Source organism: Allobosea sp. 05T422_2, assembly GCF_056396265.1.
Window position 1 is genome coordinate 1 of the sequence record NZ_JBFTLD010000168.1, and the last position, 14380, is coordinate 14380.

The window sequence follows — 14380 nt, forward strand, 5'->3', positions numbered from 1 at the left end:
GCCCTTGCGGCGCAGCAGATGCGTCGCCCCGGCTTCGGCCGCGAGCGCGTCATGCTCGGTGACGCAATGCTCGATCAGGGTGGCGTATTGGTGAGCGATCGCCTCGTGCTTGGAGGGGCGCGAATGCAGCCAGTAGGACAGCAGGAAGGGCGCGAGCTTGGGAATCGCGTTCCAATGATAGGACGCGTCGATGGTGTTGTTCATCGCGTAGCGGAACAAGGCGCCGAAATCATGCGGGAAGCCGTAGGGATAAACGCCTTCGCGCTGGATCAGTCCGGCATTGCCATAGCTGGTTTCCTCGCCTGGTCCGCGCCGGTCGACCAGCAACACGGACCGGCCGGCCTTCTGCAGGTGCAGCGCCACCGAGATGCCGACGATCCCCGCGCCGAGAACAATCGTATCGGTCCGCATTTTTACGCTCCTGTCAGCCCTGTTGCCGCGCTCAAAATACCGCTCTGCGCCGCGATGTCAGCGGCATGGTGTATCTTTGCGGTCGAACGGCGAAAGTTTCGCAAGTTTTGCGCCAACCAGGTGCGGATCGCGCGCTGCGCTTACAAACTGTTCCCTTCCGCGCAAGATTCTGCGCCACGCAGAACCGGTCTTCCCGAACGGCGGGTGACGCCGGCGCCGGGATCGGCCAGTGTGGCGCAGTTGTCGCACCGATTCAGGCCTTCATGCTCTCGCGTTTCGCCGCCTTCCTCGCTGCAGGCCTTGCCCTTCTCGGCCGCTACGGCACGCAGGGCTTCGCACTTTCAATCTTTCTGGGGCTGGCACTGCCGCAGTTCTCGGCGGCGGCGCGGCCGCTGCTGCCGGTCACTATCTTCTGTTTCACCACGGTCGTCTTCCTGCGCGCCGATTTCAGCATCATAACCGGGCTGATCCGCCGTCCCGGCAAGCTGATCGTCACCTGCCTGTGGCTCATTCTCGGCCCGGCGGTGCTGATCGGCGCTGCGTTCCTGCTCGTCGGTCGCGCGGCACTCGATCCCGGCCTGATCCTCGGGCTTGCCATCATGGGCGCGGCGCCGCCGATCATGTCTTCGCCGGCGGTCGCGATCCTCTACGGCTTCGAGCCTTCGCTGATCATCGCGGGCGTGGTGGTGACCACGGTGCTCAGTCCGCTGGTGGCCCCGGTGGTGGTGGAGCTGCTGGCGGGGGCTGCCGTGCCGCTCGATCGCTGGGCGCTGACGCTCCGTCTCGTGCTGTTCGTCGGCGGCGGCATGGTGGTGGCGGCGATCCTGCGGCACTGGCTCGGCGCAGCCCGGATCCGGGCGATGAAGGCCAATCTCGATGGCTTTGGCGTGCTGATGTATTTCATCTTTGCCATTGCGGCGATGGATGGCGTGACGCGGACAGCCATGGCCAATCCCGGACAGGTCATGCTGTTCCTGGCCATCGCCTTTTCGGTTTCCGCCGCCGGCCTTCTGCTCACGACACTCGCCTTGCGGATGTTCAAGCGCTCGGAACGCTTCATGATCGGCTATGGCACCGGTCAACGGAACATGGGGTTGCTGGTTGCGGCGCTTGGGGCCGGCGTGCCGCAGACGACTTTCCTGTATTTTGCGCTGGCGCAGTTCCCGATCTACCTGCTGCCCTGGCTGCTGCGCGGCATCGCCGGGAAGATCAAGCGCGCTGAAACGCCTGCTGACGCGGGTTGACGATCCGGCCTGAGACGATCGCTCCAGCAATCCAGGAGCGATGCCATGATCACTCTCTATTCCGGGCCTCTGAGCCTGTTCTCCCGCAAGGTCGAGATCGCGCTGCGGGAGAAGGGCCTCGCCTTCGAGCGTATCATGGTGCCGTTCAACCAGGTGACTGGCTACGATCCGCGCCACCCCGAAGTGCTGGCGCTCAACCCGAAGCGGCAGGTTCCGGTGATCAATGACGAGGGGCTCGTCCTCTACGATTCCACCATCATTCTCGAATATCTCGACGAGGCCTATCCCCAGCCACCGCTCCTTCCCCGCAATCCAGCGGCCAGAGCGCGCTCGCGGTTGGACGAGCTTTTCGCCGACGAGATCCTGTTTGCCGCGCTGCGGCCGCTGATGCACCGCAACGAGCCGCCGACGACGGATCGCAACAAGCGCGCAGCACAGGAGACGGACGCGCTGATCGCCGAGGCCGAGCTCGAGCAGCGCTATTGCGGGCTCAACGAGAGGCTGGCGGGTCGCGATTATTTCGGCGAGGCCCTCTCGGTGGCCGATATCGGCATGTTCATGAGCGTGTTCTGGGCCGTGCGCCTCGGCGGCCCGGCGCTTGCACGCTATCCCGACCTCTCAGCCTGGTTCAGCCGGTTGGGCAGTCGGCCGGCCTTTGCAACAGCGGTGGAGGAGGTCGAGGAAGCGGACCGGCGACTGTCCTACCCCGTCAAACGCCGCTGAAAGCTCCCGGTTTCGATTGCAGCGCTGGCCTGCGGGCGCTAAACGCTTCGCGCATGACCAGCCCCATCCGCATCGCCCCTTCCATCCTCTCCGCAGATTTCTCGAAACTCGGGGAGGAGGTTCGCGCCATCGATGCGGCGGGCGCCGACTGGATCCATTGCGATGTGATGGACGGGCATTTCGTGCCGAACATCACCTTCGGCCCGGACGTGCTGAAGGCGATCCGCCCGCACACCAAGAAGTTTTTCGACGTGCATCTGATGATCGCGCCGGTCGACCCCTATGTCGAAGCCTTCGCCAAGGCGGGCGCTGACCTGATCTCGTTCCATGTCGAGGCCGGCCCGCACGCGCATCGGACCCTGCAGGCCATCAAGGCGCAAGGCAAGCAGGCCGGCATCGTGCTCAATCCCGGCACGCCGGAAAGCGCCATCGAGCCGCTCCTGAACGATGTCGACCTGATTCTGCTGATGACCGTCAATCCGGGCTTTGGCGGCCAGAGCTTCATCCATTCCGTGGTCGAGAAGATCGCGCGGGTGCGCGCCATGATCGGCGAGCGTCCGATCGCACTCGAGATCGATGGCGGCGCCACGCCGGAAACGGCACCATTGGCCGCGAAAGCCGGCGCCAACGTGCTCGTCGCCGGCTCGGCAGTGTTCAAGGGCGGGCCATCGGCCTATGCCGGCAATATCGCCGCGATCCGCCAGGCGGCGGAAGCCGCCCGCGGCGACTGGGTTTGAATTTGTAACTGCGCCGTCATTCCGGGCGCAGCGAAGCGAAGCTCCGGAGCCCATTGCAGTGCGCCTTGCTCTGCGATGGTGTCTGGATCGGCGTGGCTTCGCCGCTTGTCCGGAATCACGTCGCGCGCTGTCCTGAAAGGCCAACCATGATCCCGCGCTATTCCCGTCCCGAGATGGTCGCCATCTGGGAGCCGCAGACGAGGTTCCGGATCTGGTTCGAGATCGAGGCGCATGCCACCGACAAGCTGGCCGAGCTCGGCGTCGTGCCGAAGGAGGCCGCGGCGACGATCTGGGCCAAGGCCAGGGACGCGGTCTTCGATGTCGCCCGCATCGACGAGATCGAGCGCGTCACCAAGCATGACGTCATCGCCTTCCTGACGCACCTGGCCGAGATCGTTGGCCCCGAGGCGCGTTTCGTGCACCAGGGCATGACCTCGTCGGACATTCTCGACACGACGCTGTCGGTGCAGCTGGCCCGCGCCACCGATATCCTGATCGCCGATGTCGATGCGCTGCTGGCCGCGATCAAGCGCCGGGCGTTCGAGCACAAGTTCACGCCGACGATCGGCCGCTCGCACGGCATCCATGCCGAGCCGGTGACCTTCGGCCTCAAGCTGGCGCAGGCCTATGCCGAGTTCAGCCGCTGCCGGGACCGTCTGGTTGCGGCGCGCTCCGAGATCGCGACCTGCGCGATTTCCGGCGCGGTCGGCACCTTCGCCAATATCGACCCGCAGGTCGAAGCCCATGTCGCCGAGAAGATGGGCCTGGCCGTCGAGCCGGTCTCGACACAGGTGATCCCACGCGACCGTCACGCCATGTATTTTGCGACGCTTGGCGTCGTTGCCTCCTGCGTCGAGCGCTTGGCGACCGAGATCCGCCATCTCCAGCGCACCGAGGTTTATGAGGCGGAGGAGTTTTTCTCGCCGGGCCAGAAGGGCTCTTCGGCGATGCCGCACAAGCGCAATCCGGTGCTGACCGAGAACCTGACCGGTCTTTCGCGGCTCGTTCGCGGCATGGTGACGCCGGCGCTCGAGAATGTCGCGCTCTGGCACGAGCGGGACATMTCGCATTCCTCGGTCGAGCGCATGATCGGCCCCGATGCCACGGTGACGCTCGATTTCGCGCTCGCGCGGCTTACAGGCGTCGTCGACAAGCTGCTGGTCTATCCGCAGAACATGCGCAAGAATCTCGACCGGCTCGGCGGCCTGCATAATTCGCAGCGCGTCCTGCTCGCCTTGACGCAGGCCGGCGCCAGCCGCGAGGAGAGCTATTCGCTGGTTCAACGCAACGCGATGCGCACCTGGGAACATGGCGAGGATTTTCTCACCAATCTCAAGACCKACAAGGACGTGACGGCGAAGCTCTCGGCTGCCGAGCTCGAGGCGATGTTCGACGAGGGCTATCACTTCAAGCATGTCGATACGATCTTCGCGCGCGTCTTCGGGTAGCCTGAACCCATGCGGATTGCCGTCCTCGCCGATATCCATGGCAATCTCGCTGCGCTCGCAGGCGGAAGCCCGCATGCGCGCTACGGCATTACCGAGCGCTGCCGCGCGGGCTGGCGCTTTTCGTTTCACACCCTACGTTACGACCTGGTCCGCTGCGGCTGACCTTGCCCTGTCCCGGGGCCGACGCGACTAGGCTTATGCCCTGTCGCGTGGCCTCGCCCTGAAACCCGATTGATTGCAATGCGCTCGTCCGACGCCGACATCCTCATCATTCCTGGCTGGTCCGGCTCCGGCGCGGACCATTGGCAGAGCCGCTGGGAGGCCAAGCTCACCACCGCCCGGCGCATCGAGCAGGACGATTGGTACAAACCCGCCCGGGACGCCTGGGCAAACCGGATCGTCGCCGCCGTCCGCGCAGCCAAGCGGCCGGTGGTTCTGGTTGCCCATTCCGCCGGCGTCAGCGCGGTGGCGCATGCGGCAGAGCATCTGAAGCCCGGCGAAGTCGCGGGAGCTTTCCTGGTTGCGCCGGCCTCCGAGCGCGCGAAGCAGGCGATCCCCGGTATGGCGCACGACTTCATCGCGCATCGGCGCGAGAAACTGCCGTTCCCCGCCATCCTCATCTCCAGCACGACCGATCCCTACTGCACGCAGGATGAAGCAAGGGCGCTGGCCGAGGCCTGGGGCGCCGAGTTCGTCGATGCCGGCGATGGCGGCCATCTCAATTCAGAATCCGGGCATGGTCCCTGGCCGGACGGTCTGCTGCGCTTCGCAACCTTCCTCAAGACACTGTAGTACTGCCCGGCAAACGAAACCCGCCCCGGATCGCTCCGGGACGGGATGGTCGGATCAGGATCGATTAGCAGCCGAGATCAATTCTCGACGTAGGTTATCTTGCCGTCGGCGCCCTTCTTCCAGGTGTAGACGGTGTAGTCCGGACGGGTGATGTCGCCCTTCTTGTCGAAGGAGATGTCGCCGATCACGGTCTTCACGGCCTCCCCACCATGGAGCGCGGCGGCAATCTTCTTCGGGTCGGTCGAGTTCGCGCGCTTGGCGCCTTCGGCCATGATCTGCACGGCGGCGTAGCTGTACAGCGTATAGGCTTCCGGCTTGAACTTGCGCGCCTCGAACTTCTTGAGGACGGCAGCCGCCTCGGGTCGCTTCTGCGGGTCCGGCGGGAAGGTCATCAGCGTGCCTTCAACGCCGGGACCGCCGATCGTGGCGAACTCGTCGGTGGTGATGCCGTCGCCGGAGACCAGCACGGTCTTCAGGCCCTGGTCGCGCATCTGGCGTACGATCAGGCCGCCTTCGGTGTGCAGGCCACCCCAGTAGAGGTAGTCGGCACCRGCCGCCTTGATCTTGGAGACGAGGGCCGAGAAGTCCTTCTCGCCCGCATTCACGCCTTCATAGAGCACTTCCTTGACGCCGCCGGCATTGAGGCCCTTCTTGGTCTCGTCTGCGAGGCCCTGGCCATAGGTCGTCTTGTCGTGGACGACGGCGATCTTCTTGTCCTTGAAGTTCTTCAGAAGATAGGCGGCGGCGACGCTGCCMTGCTGGTCGTCGCGACCGCAGGTCCGGAAGGTGTTCCAGAGACCGCGCTCGGTAACCTTCGGGTTAGTGGCCGAGGGGCTGATCATCAGGATGCCGTTCTCGGCATAGACTTCGGATGCCGGCATCGTGACGCCGGAGTTGAAGTGACCGACCACCCACTTGACGCCGTCGCCGACGAACTTGTTGGCGACAGAGACGCCTTGCTTCGGATCGGAGACGTCGTCGCCGACCGAGACGGTGATCTTCTGGCCGAGCACGCCGCCGGCCGCATTGATATCCTCCACCGCCTGCTCGACGCCGTTCTTGAGCTGCGCGCCAAAGGCTGCGTTCGGGCCGGTGATCGGGCCGCCTACGCCGAGCTTGATCTGAGCATTGGCCACGCCGGAGAAGGCGAGGACCGCGCCGAGCGCGATACCGCCCAACAGCAGTTTCTTCATGAGATGAGACTCCCCTGTATTGTCACTATGAACGGGCCAAAGTTTCGGCCCGTCTCGGCGCGTGGTGCCACCGTGAAATGCAGTCTTGCGCTTTTTCGACGGTCTGTCACGCGGCAAGCTCGGTGTGGTTTTTCGCTCTTTCGGAGGGGGTTAGCCGCCTTCCCGGGGCTTCCAGCCGAAGGGTCCGGTGCGCTCATAGAGCCAGCGATATTGCGTCGTCATCTGCCGGGCGCGGTTGTAGCGCCAGCCGGCGAAGCCGAAGGCCATCAGCACGATCGTGTCGATGATATAATAGTGCAGGGTCAGCAGGGTGGCCTGGAACAGGGCAAAATGGATGAAGCGGACGAAGAGGCCCAGCACGAGAATATAGAGCACCAGCTGGAATGCCGGCCGCCAGGTCATCGCCACCGCCCGCCCGGTCATCCAGGCCGCCCAGCCGCCCATGATGACGGTGACCAGCAGGAACAACCAGATGGTCGGCTCCTCGTAGATTATGCCTTGCATCGTTGTGCTCCTAGGATCGTGAGCCTGATGTCGACCGCATGTCGCTCTGAAACGCGATACGTCATACGGCTCTAGTGCCGCCCGCCTTCGAGATAGGCGGCGCGCACCTGCGGGTTCGCCAGCAGTTCCTGGCCGGTGCCGCTCATGGTGATGACGCCGTTGACCATGACATAGCCGCGATGGGCGAGCTTCAGGGCGTGGAAGGCGTTCTGCTCGACCAGGAACACGGTCAGCCCCTGCGTCCGGTTGAGTTCGCGGATCGCCTCGAAGATCTGCTTGACGATCAGTGGCGCCAACCCGAGCGACGGCTCGTCGAGCAGCAGCAGCTTCGGCCGCGCCATGAGCGCGCGCGCGATCGCCACCATCTGCTGCTCGCCGCCCGAAAGTGTGCCGCCGCGCTGCTGCAGGCGCTCGCGAATGCGCGGAAAGAGCTCGCAGATCTTTTCGAGATCCTCTTCGAAATGGGCGAGGTCGCGCACTGCGGCGCCCATCTGCAGGTTCTCGAACACGGTCATGCGCGGGAAGATGCGGCGTCCTTCCGGCGATTGCGCGATGCCCAGCCGGGCGATCTCGTGGCTCGGCAGCTTCGTGATGTCCCGGCCCTCATAGGTCACTGTGCCTTCGCGGGCCTGCGGATTGCCGAAGATCGTCATCATCAGCGTCGATTTGCCGGCGCCGTTGGCGCCGATCATCGTCACGATCTCACCCTCATGCACGTCGACATCGACGCCCTTCAGAGCGATGATCTTGCCGTAATAGGTCTTGACCCCGCGAACGGAGAGCAGAGGCGCGGCGTCCGTCATCACAATCCGACCTCTGCTTCCACTTTGGCGACTTCCTCGTCGTCGACGCCGAGATAGGCCGCGATCACGCGCGGATCGGCCTGCACCTCGGCCGGGGTGCCGTCGGAGATCTTGGTGCCATAGTCGAGCACCACGACGTGATCGGAAATCTGCATCACCACCGACATGTCATGCTCGATCAGCAGCAGGGCCGTGCCGATATCCTTGCGGATCGAGAGCAGAAGCGTGTTGAGATCGTGGCTCTCGCGCGGGTTCAAGCCCGCCGCGGGTTCGTCCAGGCAGAGCAGCACGGGGTCGGTGCACATGGCGCGCGCGATCTCGAGGCGGCGTTGATCGCCATAGGGCAGGTCGGCGGCCGGATCGTCGGCGCGATCGATCAGGTTGATCTTCTCCAGCCAGAACTTGGCCTTCTCGATCGCTTCCTTCTCGCGCGCCTTGTAGCCGCCGATGCCGAGCACGCCGAGGAAGGTGAAGCCCGACGCGATCATCAGCGGGTTGTGCTGCGCGATAAGCAGATTCTCCAGCACGGTCATGCCGCCGAACAGGCGAATGTTCTGGAAGGTGCGGGCGACCTTGGCCTTCCAGGAAATCCGGAAGTCGGGCATGCGCTCGAGCAGGAAGCTCGCGCCGCTGTCCTGGGTCAGCGTGATCATGCCTTCGSTCGGCTTGTAGAAGCCSGTGATGCAGTTGAASACSGTSGTCTTGCCGGCTCCGTTGGGGCCGATCAGGGCGGTGATGTCGCCCTTGCGTGCCTCGAAGGAAAGATCGTTGACGGCGGTGAGGCCGCCGAAGCGCATCGTCAGATGTTCGACCTGAAGCAGAGGAGGGGTTGTCATCAGCCGTGGCCTTCCTGGACCATATCGGCCGAGATCGCCTTCTTCTCCTTGAGAAAGGCTGTCGGCTCGCGTGTCGATATCAGTCCGCGTGGCTTCCAGATCATGATTACGACCATGGCGAAGCCGAAGATCAGCATGCGGTATTTGGTCGGATCGAAATCGGGGCCGAAGATCTGCTTCAGCCAATCGAGTTCGCGCAGGAGTTCGGTGCCGCCGATCATCACGCTGGCCGCGATGGCGACGCCMCAGAGCGAGCCCATGCCGCCGAGCACGACGATGGCGAGAATGATCGCCGATTCCATGAAGACGAAAGACTCAGGCGAGATGAAGCCCTGGCGTGCAGCAAAGAATGAGCCAGCGAAGCCACCGAACATTGCACCGAGCGAAAAGGCCGTCAGCTTGGTGTTGGTGGTGTTGATGCCGAGCGAGCGGCAGGCGATCTCGTCCTCTCGTAGCGCCTCCCAGGCGCGTCCGACCGGCAGGCGACGCAGCCTCAGCGTGACGAACGCTGTGAGCAGGGCCAGTCCGAGGATGACGTAGTAGAGGAAGATGGTGCGATAGAGCGGCGAGAATTCGAGCCCGAACACTGCGGCAAAGCCATCATCGGCGGCCGTGAACGGGATGCCGAAGAAGGTGGGGCGCGGAATCCCGGAGATGCCGGCATAGCCGTTCGAAAACTCGACCCAATTGATCAGGATGAGGCGAATGATCTCGCCGAAGGCGAGGGTGACGATAGCGAGATAGTCGCCGCGCAACCTGAGGACGGGGAAGCCGAGCAGCATGCCCCAGAAGGCCGCGAGGATCCCGGACATCGGCAGCAGGATCCAGAAGGACAGGCCGAAATTCTTGGCGAGCAGCGCGTAGGAATAGGCGCCGACGGCGTAGAAGGCGACATATCCGAGATCGAGCAGGCCGGCGAGGCCGACAACGATGTTCAGCCCCCAGCCGAGCATGATGTAGATCAGGATCTGAACGCCAAAATTGTCGATCCACTTCAGCGCGCCGCCCCAGCCCGCCAGCGTGATGGCAATGATCGGGAAAGTGACGAGAAAGCCGAGCCCGGCCAGTGAGAACAGGCGCGAATGGCGCTGGAAGAAGCCGATCGTGCCATGTGGCAGCAGCCGCACCACCGATTTGCCTTCGCCGCGCTTCTGCTGGCGCAACGCCATCAGGAAGCGGCCGACGAAGATGATCGCAACAGCCCAGGCGACGGCGTCCCAACGTGGATCGAGGACGAGGACGTTGTCGAGGTTCTGGCGTGTGCCCCAGGCGATGATGGGGATGCACAGGCCGAAGGTGACGACGGCGGCGAAGGCGGCTTCCTTCAGCGCCTTCATCATGTCGAGTTGGCGTGCGGCCGGTAACTGTGTGACGGGAGCCATGCGTCAGACCTTCTCGACTTCGGGACGACCGAGGATCCCGGACGGCATGAAGACGAGCACCACCGCAAGGATGCAGAAGGCGGCGACGTCCTTGTAGTCGATGGTGAAATAGGYGGACCAGAACACTTCGATCAGGCCGATCAGCAATCCGCCGATCACGGCGCCGGGAAGGGAGCCGATGCCACCCAGAACCGCCGCGGTGAAGGCCTTCACGCCTGGCGTGAAGCCGTCGGCGAAATTCACGACGCCGTAGAGCACGAGGTACATCACACMGGCGACGGCGGCGAGCGCTGCGCCCATCACGAAGGTGATGGAGATGGTGCGGTCGACGTCGATGCCGAGCAGGCCGGCCATCTTGCGGTCCTGTTCGCAGGCGCGCTGGGCGCGACCCAGAGAGGTCTTCTGCACGATGAACCAGAAGGCGGCGAGCAGGATCGCGGTGGTGAGGATGATGACGATCTGCTTGTAGGAGATCTGGACCGTGTAGGTCGCGCTGTCGATCAGCGTGATCGACTTGTTCAGCATTGGCGGGATCGACTTGTTGCGCGGGCCCTGCACGACCTGGACGAAATTCGTCAGGAAGATCGACATGCCGATGGCCGAAATCAGTGGGGCCAGTCGGAAGGAACCGCGCAGCGGCCGGTAGGCGACACGCTCGATCGTCCAGTTCCACAGCGACGTGAAGAACATCGCCAGCACCAGCACGAAGATCAATGCCAGGACGATGAGGCCGGCGCCGAACCAGGAGGCGATCAGCATGAAGAAGATCAGCGCAATGAACGCGGAGAGCATGAAAACGTCGCCATGGGCGAAGTTCACCATGCCGATGATTCCGAAGACCATCGTGTAGCCGATGGCGATGAGGCCGTAGATCGACCCCAGGGTCAGCCCGTTGATGAGCTGCTGGAGGAATACTTCCATTGACGACGTCTAACCCCTCGAACCAGCTCCCGTTCTCTTCGCCGGCATGACGCCGACGCATGCGGGATGCGATTGCTATGCAGAGCTACCAATGGCTTGCGCCTGCGACAATCCACCCATGCCATATTTCTGTCAAAAGCAATCTCGGACCGCTTGCTCTCGAAACAGGCAGAATTCTGTGCAGTGCAGCGCCAATTTGGCGCAAGATGATTGTCTGTTGTGCGGTGCGGCATCCTCCTTCGTGCAAGTAAAACGGGTGTTGGCAGGGGCTGTCGGGTGCGATCGGTCACCTTGCAGCCGCGGGTCTGCGGGGCGCGATCGTCGGTGACGATCGTGCTGTCGTCGATCATCCGGGGCCAGCCCTCGATCGAAGGTATAATAACGTCCTGGCACTGCCGCCCTTGGCGGCATGGTCGTGCGTCGGGGGATGTGAGGGGCGCGCCCAGCCGCTTCGCCAGCTCGCGGCCGATGGTCAGTTTCCCGCAGCCCGGCCAACCATTGATATGGATGATCAGGTCGGGATCAGCCATGCCGCCCCTCAGAACCGGTTCGGGCTGAAATGGCCGAGATCAATCGCCGACGGGCGACCGGCGATCAGATCGGCGACGAGGCCGCCGGTCACCGCAGATTGCGTCATGCCGTAATGGCCGTGTCCGAAGGCGAGCACGACGCTTGGGTTGCGCGCTGCCTTGCCGATCACCGGTAGGGAATCCGGCAATGACGGCCGGAAACCCATCCAGAGACGGCCACTGCCGAAGGCAGGCAAGCCGTCGACGAGGTTGGCGGCCTTATCATAGAGCGCCCGCGTCCGCGCGGGATTGGGTGGTGCATCGAGGCCACCGAACTCGACCGCGCCGCCAATGCGCAAGCCGCTGTCGAGCGGGGTCATGACGAAGCCATGCCCTTCGAAACCGATGGGCCGGGATGTCAGCCCCGTGCTGCCGGGGAAGCTGACATTGTAGCCGCGCTCGGTCTCGAGCGGCACAGCGTTTCCGAGAGCGGCAGCGAGCGGCCTCGACCAGGCTCCTGCGGCGATCACGGCGCGGTCGACCACGCGCTGCCAGCCGTCGCGGCCGATCAGGGCAGGGCGCGCGGCCATTGAGAGGTTGATGACCTCGGCCTTCTCGAATTGGGCGCCGCGCGCCAGCGCCGCCTCGAAAAGGGCGAGCGACAGTTCGAGCGGGTCGCTGATATGGGCGGTCTCGGGGTGGAACGCTGCTCCGACGAAGCGGTCCTTCAGGGCGGGTTCGAATTGGCGAAGCACGTCAGGGCCGATCATCTCGACCTTGATGCCAAATTCGGCCTGCCGCTGCGCAATACGCCTAGCTTCCGCGAAGGCGGCGTTGTCGGTGAAGGCGTAGAGACCGCCATTGCGATGAATGTGGCGGCTGAGATGCGTGGTCTGGGCCAGTTTCAGCCAGGCCGGCAACGCCTGTTGCTGCAGGGCGCCGAGGCCCTGGATCGAGCGTTCATAGGCGGCTGGGCGCGCGGCCAGGATGAAGCGGACGAGCCAGGGCAGGAGCTTTGGCAGATAGACAGGGCGGATGGCGAGCGGTCCAAGCGGATCGGCCAGGAATCTCAGCACCTGCCGCAGGTTCTTCGGGCTCGCAATCGGCAGGATGTCCGTGTGTGCGATCCAGCCGGCATTGCCGCGTGAAGGGYCGAAGGCCGGCCCTTCCTTATCGATGATCAGAACCTCGTGACCGTCGTCAAGCAGGGCATGCGCAGTGGCGATGCCCACAATGCCTGCTCCGACGATCGCGATCTTCATGAAAGGCTGAGCTCCTTCAGGGCGCCCGGCTTCTTCACCTCGATCTCGATAAAGGCGATCGGATGGTCCGAGCCGTTCATCACGTCATGCTGGATGCCGGCCGGGCGCATATAGGCCTGGCCCTGAGCCAACGGAACGTCGGTGACATTCGTCCCGTCATGGATGCGCAGCGTGCCGTCGAACAGCATGATGACGAAATAGGGCCAGCCATGGCTGTGCCAGCCGGTCACGGCACCGGGCTCGAAGTCCCAACGGGTGATGCGGATCGTCTCGTCGTCCTGCTGGACGGTTGGAACGGCGGGTGTCGTGCAGGTAAAGGCCACGGTACCTCCCGGAGAATGGATCAGAGTTTCGGCAGGCTAGCCACTTGGCTTCCGCTGCCTTGACGACGGCCGCAAGGCAGGCGCGCTCCGCACCCTCCCGTGCGATACATGTGGCGATCACGCGAGTTGATCACCGCCGCCTCGACCAGCTTGATGTTCTGGCCGAGTCGCGCCGCGACGTCGAGCCGCGAATAGGTCCAGCGACGGATTGCTCCGGTCTCGGCCCTGCAACCAGATTTGGCGAGAGATCGTCGACGCCGATATGCGCCGCGAAGCGATCGGCGCGGGGCGATCTCGGCGAAGTCGAGCTCGTCAGTGGGGCGTGAGCCTGGTGGTCCGGAAGGCAGGGCGCTGATGCATTTCGTCATCGCAGAATGCTTCTTGCGTATGAGGACGTTTCGCTTGCAGATTGCATTGCGGCTGCGGCCGGCCCGTATCGGTCATGGTGATATATCAATGCTGGATGTCGCGTCAATCCTCGCCTTCCGTCCCGCGGGAGCGAAATGAGCATGCGCTCCAACGAAGAAACCCAGCTGCCTCCCGAGACGGATGTGCGTGTTCCGCCCGGCGCTGCGACGAGCCTCTCGGAGACCGCCTATCGCCGTCTCGAGGAGGCCATCGTGACGCTCTCCCTGAGGCCCGGCGCGGTGCTGACCGAAGCCCAGTTGATCGATCTCGTCGGGGTCGGGCGCACGCCGGTTCGCGAGGCCCTGATCCGCCTCGCACAGCAGGGGCTGGTCGACATCCTGCCGCGCAAGGGCGTCGTCGTCACCGGCATCAACGCCATCGACATCATGGCTGCTCTGGATGCGCGAGAGGTGCTGGAGAGGCTGATCGCATCGGATGCGGCGAAGCGGGCGAGTCCGCGCGAGCGCATCGTCATCATCGAGAAGGCGCGCGCCATGCGCGTTGCAGCCGAGGCCGGCGATGCCAATGCCTATATGCGGCTCGACAAGGAGCTCGATGCGGCGGTCGCCGCCGCCGCACGCAGCCCCTATGCGACACGCGCCGTCGAACCGCTGCAGGCCCTGATCCGGCGCGCCTGGTACTATTTCGAGCGCGAGGACGATCTGGTGCCCGCGGCGGGGCATCATGTCGCCTTCGCCCAGGCCCTGGCAACGGAGGATCCTGCCGCGGCGAGTGCAGCCAGCGATGCCCTGATGCAGCACTTGCGCGCCGGCTTGCTGGCGACGCTCGGCCGCGACTGAGAATTGAGGGGCGCGCGCCATTGATATATCTATTTCGAGGGCCGTGGAGCCCATGACGGCATGACATTGCGGCTGTGCGCTGGC

15 protein-coding genes and 1 pseudogene are annotated in these 14380 nt (G+C 64.2%); 7 read left to right on the forward strand and 9 right to left on the reverse strand.

All coding sequences use genetic code 11. The annotated features are described in order from the left end of the window. Positions 1-411: FAD-dependent oxidoreductase (locus tag AC1DJT_RS24045; RefSeq protein ID WP_476835015.1), on the reverse strand; the 411-nt coding region annotated here is incomplete at its 3' end. A 263-nt stretch (positions 412-674) separates the two neighbouring features. Between AC1DJT_RS24045 and AC1DJT_RS24050 the strand changes: the two genes are divergently transcribed. The 6 genes from AC1DJT_RS24050 to AC1DJT_RS24075 all read left to right on the forward strand — a co-directional run bounded on the left by AC1DJT_RS24050 (position 675) and on the right by AC1DJT_RS24075 (position 5355). Beyond that, complete coding sequence (locus AC1DJT_RS24050; protein ID WP_441506203.1) at positions 675-1655, forward strand: hypothetical protein; 981 nt, start codon at positions 675-677, stop codon at positions 1653-1655. Positions 1656-1700: 45 nt separating this feature from the next. Further along, positions 1701-2378 (forward strand): glutathione S-transferase family protein, encoded by a 678-nt coding sequence (locus AC1DJT_RS24055; RefSeq protein WP_441506202.1) that lies wholly within the window; start codon positions 1701-1703, stop codon positions 2376-2378. A gap of 53 nt (positions 2379-2431) precedes the next feature. Then, the gene (gene rpe / locus AC1DJT_RS24060) at positions 2432-3115 is read left to right on the forward strand and encodes a ribulose-phosphate 3-epimerase (protein ID WP_441506201.1); all 684 of its coding nucleotides are present in this window, start codon (positions 2432-2434) and stop codon (positions 3113-3115) included. Positions 3116-3261: 146 nt separating this feature from the next. Then, positions 3262-4563 carry an adenylosuccinate lyase gene (gene purB / locus AC1DJT_RS24065; RefSeq protein WP_476835016.1) on the forward strand — a complete coding sequence of 434 codons (1302 nt, stop codon included), beginning with the start codon at positions 3262-3264 and terminating at the stop codon, positions 4561-4563. Positions 4564-4572: 9 nt separating this feature from the next. Then, the gene (locus AC1DJT_RS24070) at positions 4573-4725 is read left to right on the forward strand and encodes a hypothetical protein (RefSeq protein WP_441506199.1); all 153 of its coding nucleotides are present in this window, start codon (positions 4573-4575) and stop codon (positions 4723-4725) included. A 78-nt stretch (positions 4726-4803) separates the two neighbouring features. Next, entirely contained in the window at positions 4804-5355 is a 552-nt protein-coding gene (locus tag AC1DJT_RS24075; protein WP_441506198.1) for an RBBP9/YdeN family alpha/beta hydrolase, read from the forward strand. A 77-nt stretch (positions 5356-5432) separates the two neighbouring features. On the opposite strand, the gene AC1DJT_RS24080 is transcribed toward AC1DJT_RS24075, so the two are convergent. The 8 genes and pseudogenes from AC1DJT_RS24080 to AC1DJT_RS24115 form a co-directional block, all read right to left on the reverse strand. Beyond that, positions 5433-6548, reverse strand: a complete 1116-nt coding sequence (locus AC1DJT_RS24080) for a branched-chain amino acid ABC transporter substrate-binding protein (RefSeq protein ID WP_476835017.1) — start codon at positions 6546-6548, stop codon at positions 5433-5435. Positions 6549-6698: 150 nt separating this feature from the next. Continuing rightward, on the reverse strand, positions 6699-7052 hold the full coding sequence (locus AC1DJT_RS24085; protein ID WP_441506197.1) for a DUF6867 family protein: 354 nt from the start codon (positions 7050-7052) through the stop codon (positions 6699-6701). 71 nt (positions 7053-7123) lie between these two features. Next, the gene (locus AC1DJT_RS24090) at positions 7124-7855 is read right to left on the reverse strand and encodes an ABC transporter ATP-binding protein (RefSeq protein WP_113514113.1); all 732 of its coding nucleotides are present in this window, start codon (positions 7853-7855) and stop codon (positions 7124-7126) included. Positions 7856-7881: 26 nt separating this feature from the next. Then, positions 7882-8691, reverse strand: a pseudogene (locus AC1DJT_RS24095) (ABC transporter ATP-binding protein); the annotation flags it as partial. Next, positions 8691-10073, reverse strand: a complete 1383-nt coding sequence (gene livM / locus AC1DJT_RS24100) for a high-affinity branched-chain amino acid ABC transporter permease LivM (protein WP_476835018.1) — start codon at positions 10071-10073, stop codon at positions 8691-8693. The pseudogene AC1DJT_RS24095 and the gene livM, both read right to left, overlap by 1 nt. 3 nt (positions 10074-10076) lie before the next feature. Then, positions 10077-10994 carry a branched-chain amino acid ABC transporter permease gene (locus tag AC1DJT_RS24105; RefSeq protein WP_476835019.1) on the reverse strand — a complete coding sequence of 306 codons (918 nt, stop codon included), beginning with the start codon at positions 10992-10994 and terminating at the stop codon, positions 10077-10079. A gap of 538 nt (positions 10995-11532) precedes the next feature. After that, positions 11533-12765 carry an NAD(P)/FAD-dependent oxidoreductase gene (locus AC1DJT_RS24110; protein WP_476835020.1) on the reverse strand — a complete coding sequence of 411 codons (1233 nt, stop codon included), beginning with the start codon at positions 12763-12765 and terminating at the stop codon, positions 11533-11535. Then, positions 12762-13088, reverse strand: a complete 327-nt coding sequence (locus tag AC1DJT_RS24115) for a cupin domain-containing protein (protein WP_441506195.1) — start codon at positions 13086-13088, stop codon at positions 12762-12764. The genes AC1DJT_RS24110 and AC1DJT_RS24115 overlap by 4 nt, the downstream gene beginning before the upstream one ends. A 509-nt stretch (positions 13089-13597) precedes the next feature. On the opposite strand from AC1DJT_RS24115, the gene AC1DJT_RS24120 reads away from it, so the two are divergent. Next, complete coding sequence (locus AC1DJT_RS24120) at positions 13598-14296, forward strand: GntR family transcriptional regulator (RefSeq protein ID WP_441506194.1); 699 nt, start codon at positions 13598-13600, stop codon at positions 14294-14296. The last annotated feature ends 84 nt before the right edge of the window (positions 14297-14380 follow it).